9 protein-coding genes are annotated in these 8,970 nt (G+C 30.4%); 4 read left to right on the forward strand and 5 right to left on the reverse strand.

Going from position 1 to position 8,970, the window contains the following annotated elements; translation table 11 throughout:
* The 4 genes from DIU01_RS04465 to DIU01_RS04480 form a co-directional block, all read left to right on the forward strand.
* Nucleotides 1-892: phenylacetate--CoA ligase family protein (locus tag DIU01_RS04465; protein WP_290832043.1), on the forward strand; the 892-nt coding region annotated here is incomplete at its 5' end.
* 24 nt (nt 893-916) lie between these two features.
* Nucleotides 917-1,444 (forward strand): ORF6N domain-containing protein, encoded by a 528-nt coding sequence (locus DIU01_RS04470; protein ID WP_290832044.1) that lies wholly within the window; start codon nt 917-919, stop codon nt 1,442-1,444.
* Between the two features lie 56 nt (nt 1,445-1,500).
* Nucleotides 1,501-2,586 (forward strand): non-hydrolyzing UDP-N-acetylglucosamine 2-epimerase, encoded by a 1,086-nt coding sequence (wecB, locus tag DIU01_RS04475; protein WP_290832045.1) that lies wholly within the window; start codon nt 1,501-1,503, stop codon nt 2,584-2,586.
* 101 nt (nt 2,587-2,687) lie between these two features.
* Nucleotides 2,688-3,872 (forward strand): glycosyltransferase family 4 protein, encoded by a 1,185-nt coding sequence (locus tag DIU01_RS04480; RefSeq protein ID WP_290832046.1) that lies wholly within the window; start codon nt 2,688-2,690, stop codon nt 3,870-3,872.
* Here DIU01_RS04480 and DIU01_RS04485 read toward each other — a convergent pair.
* From DIU01_RS04485 to DIU01_RS04505, 5 genes are all read right to left on the reverse strand, one after another.
* Nucleotides 3,869-5,236 carry an undecaprenyl-phosphate glucose phosphotransferase gene (locus DIU01_RS04485; protein WP_290832047.1) on the reverse strand — a complete coding sequence of 456 codons (1,368 nt, stop codon included), beginning with the start codon at nt 5,234-5,236 and terminating at the stop codon, nt 3,869-3,871. The genes DIU01_RS04480 and DIU01_RS04485 overlap by 4 nt on opposite strands.
* Nucleotides 5,237-5,239: 3 nt before the next feature.
* Entirely contained in the window at nt 5,240-6,223 is a 984-nt protein-coding gene (locus tag DIU01_RS04490; RefSeq protein ID WP_290832048.1) for a UDP-glucuronic acid decarboxylase family protein, read from the reverse strand.
* A 91-nt stretch (nt 6,224-6,314) separates the two neighbouring features.
* A complete protein-coding gene (locus tag DIU01_RS04495; RefSeq protein ID WP_290832049.1) occupies nt 6,315-7,625 on the reverse strand; it encodes an O-antigen ligase in 1,311 nt (436 codons plus the stop codon).
* Nucleotides 7,570-8,673 carry a DUF1972 domain-containing protein gene (locus DIU01_RS04500; protein ID WP_290832050.1) on the reverse strand — a complete coding sequence of 368 codons (1,104 nt, stop codon included), beginning with the start codon at nt 8,671-8,673 and terminating at the stop codon, nt 7,570-7,572. Before DIU01_RS04500 ends, DIU01_RS04495 begins: the two co-directional genes overlap by 56 nt.
* Nucleotides 8,674-8,725: 52 nt before the next feature.
* A partial coding sequence (locus DIU01_RS04505) for a hypothetical protein (RefSeq protein WP_290832051.1) occupies nt 8,726-8,970 on the reverse strand: 245 nt, incomplete at its 5' end.

Raw genomic sequence — 8,970 nt, forward strand, 5'->3', positions numbered from 1 at the left:
AGCCAGATTTTATGGAATTCCTTTAGATTTTATCGGAAATAAGAAAGAACGTTTGAAAGACATTTTGAAGAATAGTTACCGATTTACCATTTTTGATTTATCGGATAAAATTCTTGAAAAAGTGTTGCAGAAATTTCAGAATAAAAAGTTCGATTACATAAATGGTTATACTTCTTCTATCGTTTTATTTGCTAAATTTCTTCAAAAGAAAAACATTATTTTAACCTCGGTTTGTCCAACGTTGAAATGTTGCGTCGTTACTTCCGAAATGTTATTTGAAGAAGATAAACTATTGATGGAAAAACAATTTGGAGTTCCAATAATCAACGAATATGGTGCTTCCGAATTGGACTTGATAGCTTTTCAAAATCCAAATGATGAATGGCAAGTAAATTCTGAAACGTTATTGATAGAAATTTTAGATGAAAATGATAACGTTCTTCCCAACGGAAAAGAAGGTCGAATTATTATTACGTCATTGTACAATAAAGCGCATCCGTTCATTCGATATGATATTGGCGATGTTGGAATTCTTGATGAAAAAAGTACCTTCAAAAAACCAATTCTAAAAAAATTAATTGGACGAACCAACGATATTGCCATTCTTCCAAGCGGAAAAAAATCACCTGGATTAACATTTTACTACGTAACCAAAAGCATTATTGAAGACGACGGAAATGTAAAAGAATTTGTGATTAAACAAACAAAAATCGATACTTTTGAAGTGGAATATGTAAGTGAAAATGCCTTAACCGAAAATCAAATTCTAACTATTGAAAAAGCAATTACAACTTATTTAGAAAGTGGTTTGACGTTTACATTTACCAGAAAAGAAAAATTACAACGAAGTAAAAGCGGAAAATTGAAACAGTTTGTTTCGTTGGTGAAATAAAATATAAACCATTAAAATAAAAATATGAGCCAAAATTTAATTATTTCAGAAGAAACGATTTCAGATAAAATTTACTTTATTAGAAATCAAAAAGTGATGTTAGACAGAGATTTAGCAATGCTTTATGGTATTGAAACTAAAAGATTAAAAGAACAAGTTAAACGTAATCTTTCTAGATTTCCTGAAGATTTTATGTTTGAATTAACAAAGGATGAATTTGCAAATTGGAGGTCGCAAATTGCGACCTCCAATTCTGATAAAATGGGTTTACGATATACGCCAATGGTATTTACTGAACACGGAGTTCTAATGTTATCAAGTGTTTTGAATAGTGATAAAGCTATTCAAACGAATATTCAAATTATGAGGATCTTTACCAAAGTACGTCAAATGCTTTTGGATACAACCGATTTGAAAATTGATATTATGCAAATTCAGAAAAAACTTGAAAATCACGATAAGAATATTGAGTTGGTTTTTAGTTATTTGGATGAATTAACTGATAATAAGGAAAATGAAAAGCCAAGAACAAAAATTGGTTATAAAAAATGATTAACATAACGACAGTATCTTTAAATTCAAAAGATACTGAAACGAGTTCAGTATAAATGAAAATAACCATAATTGCAGGCGCAAGACCAAATTTTATTAAAATCGCTCCCATTATAAAAGCGATTGAAAAACAGCAATCTGAAGGAAAAACTATTTCTTACAGATTAGTTCACACAGGTCAGCATTATGATAAAAATTTGAGTGATACTTTTTTTGAAGAGTTGAATATTCCGCATCCAAATGCAAATTTGGAAGTAAAAAGTGGTTCGCAGGCTGAGCAAACTGGTGCAATAATGGTTGCTTTTGAAAAAGAATTAACTCAAAATCCTTGTGATTTAGTTTTGGTTGTTGGCGATGTCAATTCGACTATGGCTTGTGCAATTGTTGCTAAGAAAATGAATATAAAAGTTGCTCATGTTGAAGCCGGAATTCGATCTGGTGACATGACTATGCCCGAAGAAATTAACCGAATTGTTACCGATAGTATCACTGATTATTTCTTTACAACTTCAAAATCTGCTTCCGAAAATTTATTGAAAAATGGTGTCGATTCCTCAAATGTTCATTTTGTTGGAAATGTGATGATTGATACTTTACATCAGAATTTAAATCGGATTTCTGCTCCCAGTTTTTGGAGTGAATTTGGTTTAGAAAATGGGAATTATATCATTTTGACTTTACATCGTCCATCGAATGTTGACGAAGAACAATCGTTGATTAATTTATTAGAAGGCATTGACAAAATGGTTGGCGATAAAAAAATAATTTTTCCAATTCATCCTCGAACGAAAGCAATATTAGGTGAACAAAATTTGAATTTGAAAAACATCTTATTTGTAGAACCGCAAGGTTACTTGAATTTTATGTATTTGATAAAAAACAGTTTTGCTGTGATTACCGATTCAGGTGGAATTTCTGAGGAAACTACGGTTTTAGGAATTCCGTGTTTTACAATGAGAACCACAACAGAACGACCAGAAACAATTGAAATTGGAACTAATAATCTAGTTGGGGTTTCAATAGAAAATTTGACTTTAGAATTTACGAAATTTCTAGAAAATGGTTTGTCTAAAAGAGGAATACCTGAGCTATGGGATGGAAAAGCATCTGAGAGAATTATTGCTATTTTATTAAAAGTTTAACCACAAAGGTCAAAAAAAATGCACGAAGAACACTATTTATACTTTGATTCTAACAACTTACATTGTGAGCTTTGTGCTTCCATTGTGTCTTCGTGGTAAAAATGAAAGAAATCCTAATTATATCCAATTATTATCCGCCAGAAAAAGGTGCTGCTGCCAATAGAATTGAGCAGTTGGCCTTAAAATTACATGAAAATAATTATAAGGTTTCGGTAATTTGTCCGCTTGGAAATTATCCTAAAGGTGAATTGTTTCCTGAGTATAGAGGCAAATTTTCGGTTACTGAAAGTCGAGATAATATTGCTGTAAAACGTCTTTGGATTTATCCGAGTGTTAGCAAAAATTTGGTTGTTAGAATTATTTCTGTTTTGTCTTTTTCGCTGAGCTTGTTTTTCTATTTATTGTTTAAAAAGACGCCTCAAAAAGTGGTGGTTCAATCTCCGCCTTTATTACTTTCTTTTATCTCTGTTTTTGTCCTTTCTTTAAAAAATAAAAAGATAATTCTCAACATTTCAGATCTTTGGCCATTGGCAGCAATTGAGTTGAAAGCTTTGAAAGAAAACTCCTTTTCGCATAAATTCTCGTTATTTTTAGAACGATTTATTTATAAAAAAGCAACATTAATCATTGGACAATCTAACGAAATTATTACACATGTAAAATCCATATTTCCTGAAAAAAATTGTTATTTATATCGAAATTTTCCAGATCATAAAGTTGAAAATTTTGATTTGAAATTGGAAGAAAATCAGCCTATAAAACTATTTTATGCTGGGCTTTTAGGAATTGCACAAGGCGTTTATGAATTGTGTGAAAAAATCGATTTAAATGGCTTAAACATTGAATTGCATCTGTTTGGTGATGGTGTAGAAAAAAATCAAATAGAAGCTTTAATTTCATCAGAAAAAGGTAAAAATATCTTCTTTCACGGTATGATGGAACGCAACCATTTGCACGATAAATTAAAATCATTTGATATTGCAATTGTTCCGCTGAGAGTTCGAATTTATGGTTCTGTTCCTTCAAAGATTTTCGAATATGGTGCTCTTGGATTTCCAATTTTATACTTTGGAGGTGGTGAAGGCGAAACTATTGTTCTAGAAAACGATATGGGTTGGGTTGCATCTGTAGAAAACTACACTGATTTGAATTCTCAATTACAATTGATTTCTAAAATGAGTAAATCAGATTTATTTGAAATGAAGAAAAGAATATTTGACGAAAGTAAAAATAGGTTCAATTTAGATAATCAAATGCAGTACTTGATTGAAAAAGATGTTTTTTAATAGGCCTTGTCTTCGCCTTTAAAAATATTAATAACCGTTTGAATAATGATTTTGATGTCCATTACAATAGACCAATTTTCTATATAAAAAACGTCAAATTTGATTCGGTTTATCATGTCTTCATCGGTTTCAATTTCGCCACGATATCCTTTTACCTGAGCTAAACCAGTGATACCAGGCTTAACATAATGACGTACCATATACTTCTTTATTTTACTAGCATACGATTTATTTTGTGACCATAAGTGAGGTCTTGGCCCAACAACAGACATATCGCCTAGTAAAACATTAAAGAACTGCGGCAATTCATCTAAACTTGTTTTACGCATAAATCTTCCCATCTTGGTAACTCTTGGGTCGTTTTTAGAAGCTTCTCTTTCTGTGGTTTCGTTGACTTGCATCGAACGAAATTTATAACAAAAAAATTCGTTTTCATCTAAACCTGGTCTTCCTTGTTTGAAGAAAATAGGTCCTTTAGATTCTAATTTAATTAAAATAGCGATCAAAGGCATTAACCAAGAAAGGATGAGAACGATAACCAAAAAAGAAAAAACTATGTCAAATCCTCTTTTAATACCTTTTATTGTTGGGTTATGAAGTTGCGTTTTTTGAAGCGATAAAACAGGGAAAAGCTCATAATAATCAATTCTCATGTTTTTAGAAAATATCTCTTTTGTATCGGGAATGAATTTTATTTGCTTTTTATTATCGTCTGCAAACTCAACTAAATCTTTTAGTTTTTCGTTAGAAATTTCATTTAATGAACAATAAATTTCATCGATGTTTTTCTCTAAAACAAATTGTTTTAAGTCTTCTACTTTACCTTTAACTTCTGCATTTTGTTTTTTATCTGAAAAATAGCCTTCGAATCTATATCCATAATCTTTTCTACTTTCAAAGACTTCTTTAAGTCGGATTGCCTCTGGAGTATAGCCAATAATTATTGCACTTCTAAAATTATTTTGGGTAATAATTCGATATCTCTTTAAATAGTAAAACAAAAAGTATTTGAATAAAATTATAATAAAGAAACTACAAGACATGAATATTGCAATTGCTTTTCCACTAAAAATCGCCGTCTTTACAAACGGAAAAAAAGCAATGACGACTAATAAAAATAAAGCCGCTTGTCGAATCAGCTTTGAGATTATTTCTACAGGAGTTGTAAATCGATACACGTCATAGAAACGTACTATAAATGCTATAAAAAACCATGCAAACGATTGATATAAAATATATGATACCATGTTTAAGTTTAATTCTCTAAAGAAAAATAAACTCAAAATGGTAATAACCAAAACGTCAAGAGAAACGCTTATTGGTCTTATATATTTAGAATATCTACCTGTTTGTTGTGCAACCATAAATTAATGAATGTACCCTTTAAAATCTTTGTGTTCTTCTTTTAAAAGTTCATCTAAAGACAATGATTTAAAATATTCGTAAGTTAATTTCATACCTTCATCTCTTTTTACTTTGGCTTCCCAACCTAGCAATTCTTTTGCTTTAGTTGTATCTGGTTGACGTTGTAACGGATCGTTTATAGGTAGCGGATGATAAACTACTTTTTGGTTTGTACCTGTTAGTTTTATGATTTCTTCTGCAAAATCTTTGATGGTAATTTCGTCTGGATTTCCAATGTTTACCGGATAAGCATAATCAGAATGTAATAATCTGAAAATTCCTTCTACTTGATCGGTTACATAACAAAAAGAACGTGTTTGCATTCCGTCTCCAAAAATGGTTAAATCTTCTCCACGAAGTGCCTGACCAATAAATGCAGGAATTACACGACCATCATTTAATCGCATTCTTGGACCGTAAGTATTAAAAATTCTAACTATTCTTGTTTCAACACCATGAAAAGTGTGATAAGCCATTGTTATTGATTCTTGAAAACGTTTTGCTTCATCATAAACACCTCTTGGTCCAATGGTGTTTACATTTCCATAATAATCTTCGGTTTGAGGATGAACTAATGGATCTCCATAAACTTCGGATGTTGATGCTATTAAAATTCTTGCTTTTTTTACACGTGCCAAACCTAAAAGATTGTGTGTTCCTAGTGAACCAACTTTAAGTGTTTGAATTGGAATTTTTAAATAATCGATTGGACTTGCAGGCGATGCAAAATGAAGAATATAATCTAGCTTTCCTGGAACGTGAACAAATTTAGTTACATCGTGATGATAAAATTCAAAATCTTTATGTTTGAAAAGGTGTTCAATATTTTTTAAATCTCCGGTAATTAGGTTGTCCATTCCAATAACATAATATCCTTCGGCAATAAAACGGTCACAAAGATGTGATCCTAAAAACCCAGCAGCACCGGTAATTAATATTCTTTTCATATATGTAAAATTTGTTTTGTTTGCTGTCATATATGGTATCGCCTTTTTATTATTGATGTTTGCTTGCGCAAACTTGTTGTTAATGGCGATTTCATATAATCTTAAATTTCTTTTTTAAACTTTGATCTATCAAATTTGTGTTTAAAAGACAATACAACATGGTGAAAAAAACTACACCTCGTTGTCTCCATAAAAATGATTCTGTCAAAAATAAACTTATCATTAGAACTGCAAAAGAAAAATGTATAAAATCTTTGTTTCTAATTGCTATTTTTAATGTTAAGAGTACCATTATTATCAAAAGTAGGAATGCAAATACACCCAAATCGGCAAAATTTTGCACATATTGATTGTGAAAATTGAATCTTTCATAACCAGGATACAAATTGTGTTCAATTCTTTTTTCTTTAATTTTTGCCCAAGAAGCATTTAGTCCGAAACCTGTGAAAAAAATATTTTCTTCTTGAAGTAGTTCTTTAAAAATTCTTATTTGATACACCCTCAAAGCTGTTCCTGGAAAAAAATCGTTGTGTTGAAATTTATCTTTATTCCACGCTTCATTGATAGTAACATTATAAACCGCGCCTTCTTTTGATATGGAATTGTTTATAGTTTTTTCTGTTCCTGTAGATTGAATTTCGATTTCAAATCGCTCTTTAATTTTATTAAAAAATAAAATTGATGCCACAACTGTAAGAATCAGGAAGATAAAAACATAACTTTTTTTAACAGTATTTTTTCTATTGGAGAAAGCGTAAATTAATAACAACAAAACAAAGGTTAAGATAATGTTTTTGGAAGAAAGTAAAATTGTAACTAGTGCCAAAATGATTAACGCAATTTTATCGAATGCAGTTTTGTTGGTTTTAACTAAAAAATAAAAAAAACTCACCACACAGTAAACCGAAACGTGAATTGCGTTGACGTCTAAAGTTACTAATTCATGATAGAAAAAAACAGACGTATCATTTGTAAGACAATATCGTACAATTGCTTTAATAAGATAAAAAACACAATATCCGAAAATAGCATGACTAAAATAGCTCAGAATTTTGAGTTTATCGGCTTTGCTAAATTGAATTATAAAAAAACAAATTGGAAGTAATAAAAGCGATAATTCTTTAGAAAGTGCGGCAAAAGTTAATTTAAAATCTATCGTCCAAATTATAGATAACAACATTATAAGATAGAGCGCAATTGGATAAATTAAGATTTTTTGAAAGTTAAATTTGTAGTTTTTGGCATTTAAAATTGATGTTATTACAAATACAATTACTGCTATACTATTGAAAATATATGGTAACGGAATGGTAACTAGAACTAAAGCCGCAAGTAGAACAAATAAATTATTTTTTCTTTCCTCTTGCCAAGCAGTCATTAAGTAATTGTAAATATTGCCCATTAATTTTATCCCAATTGAAATCTTTAATTATTGCTTGGTAGTTGTTTTGAACCATTGGCAAGTTATCACTTTTTTTGATAGTTTCTAAAATATTCTTTACTTCTTCTGGATTAGAAAAGTAATAGCTATTTTCTTTTAGAATTCCCTTGTTAAAATCGTTGTTATGAGCGATTACCAGTGCCTGCGATGCCATTGCTTCTAGAAGCGAAGGATTGGTTCCGCCTACAGAATGGCCATGAAAATAAAGTTTAGAATAGTAGCGTAAGTTGTTAAGATGTTCTAAGTTATAGATTCCGCCAAGGAACTTAATATTGTTGAAATTCTTGTACTTGCTTTTTAGGTATTCACCATATTTTGTATCATGTTTTCCTACAACCAAAATAGGTGTTTTATCACTAGAACTACTTACGCCTTCAAGAACCATGTCTAGATTATTTTCTGGTTCGAAACGCGCCATAATCATGTTGAAGTTTTCTTTTTGAACATTATATTCCTTTAAGATTTCTTCGTTTGGATTATTAAATGGATGTGCGCCGTATGCGATATAAGTTGATTCTTTTTTATACTTTTCTTTTAGAAATTTTTCAATTCCGAGTGAATCAGAAATTAAATAGTCACTCGAAATTGCTGCTAATCTTTCAGCAAATTTTAAAAACTGTTGTACTGGTTTAGAATATTTGGTGCGCTTCCACTCCAATCCGTCCATATTGGTTACAATAATTGATTTTTTGGGCAATAGAAAATACCAAACCGAATTACTTGTGTAACCTAATTGAAGTATGATATCGAAATCTCTCTTTCGAGAATCCATGATGCAATTGTAATCATATATAAACTGACCAAAAGTACCATATTTATACTCTGGATCGTGCTGATGAATAATATTTACACCATGAAATGTTTTTTCTTGAAACTTATGATTGTGTGAATTATAGCAATACACATCGTGTCCTTTTTCTACAAGATACACCGAGAAAAACTCTGCAAATTGTTCAAAACCTCCGTAATAGTTGGGTATTCCTCTTGTTCCTAAGATCGCTATTTTCATGCAATGGTGTTATCGATTGCAAAAGTACATTTTTATGTATAAAAATAAATACTTAATTTATAAATTTATTGTTATCTAAAATAGCATTTTGAATTTGTTTTGCCGCAATACTCCAATTGTATTTTTTATAAACCTTCTCTTTTTTTTCAACCAAATATTGGTCAGATAAAGCAACTTTGATTTTTTTGTCTAAATCTAGTGCGTCATAAGGATTAAAAAGGCAATCGGACATAAAATCGAAATCGGACATTGCAGTTGTATTTGAGCAAACTGTTGGTATTCCGCAAGCCATAGATT

This window comes from Flavobacterium sp. (genome assembly GCF_003525665.1).
Lineage (GTDB): Bacteria > Bacteroidota > Bacteroidia > Flavobacteriales > Flavobacteriaceae > Flavobacterium.

Excerpts from the sequence above, each read along its gene's own strand:
- DIU01_RS04470 (WP_290832044.1), top strand. The coding sequence starts at position 917 with ATGAGCCAAAATTTAATTATTTCAGAAGAAACGATTTCAGATAAAATT.
- wecB (WP_290832045.1), top strand. The coding sequence starts at position 1,501 with ATGAAAATAACCATAATTGCAGGCGCAAGACCAAATTTTATTAAAATC.
- DIU01_RS04480 (WP_290832046.1), top strand. The coding sequence starts at position 2,688 with ATGAAAGAAATCCTAATTATATCCAATTATTATCCGCCAGAAAAAGGT.
- DIU01_RS04485 (WP_290832047.1), bottom strand. The coding sequence starts at position 5,236 with ATGGTTGCACAACAAACAGGTAGATATTCTAAATATATAAGACCAATA.
- DIU01_RS04490 (WP_290832048.1), bottom strand. The coding sequence starts at position 6,223 with ATGAAAAGAATATTAATTACCGGTGCTGCTGGGTTTTTAGGATCACAT.
- DIU01_RS04495 (WP_290832049.1), bottom strand. The coding sequence starts at position 7,625 with ATGGGCAATATTTACAATTACTTAATGACTGCTTGGCAAGAGGAAAGA.
- DIU01_RS04500 (WP_290832050.1), bottom strand. The coding sequence starts at position 8,673 with ATGAAAATAGCGATCTTAGGAACAAGAGGAATACCCAACTATTACGGA.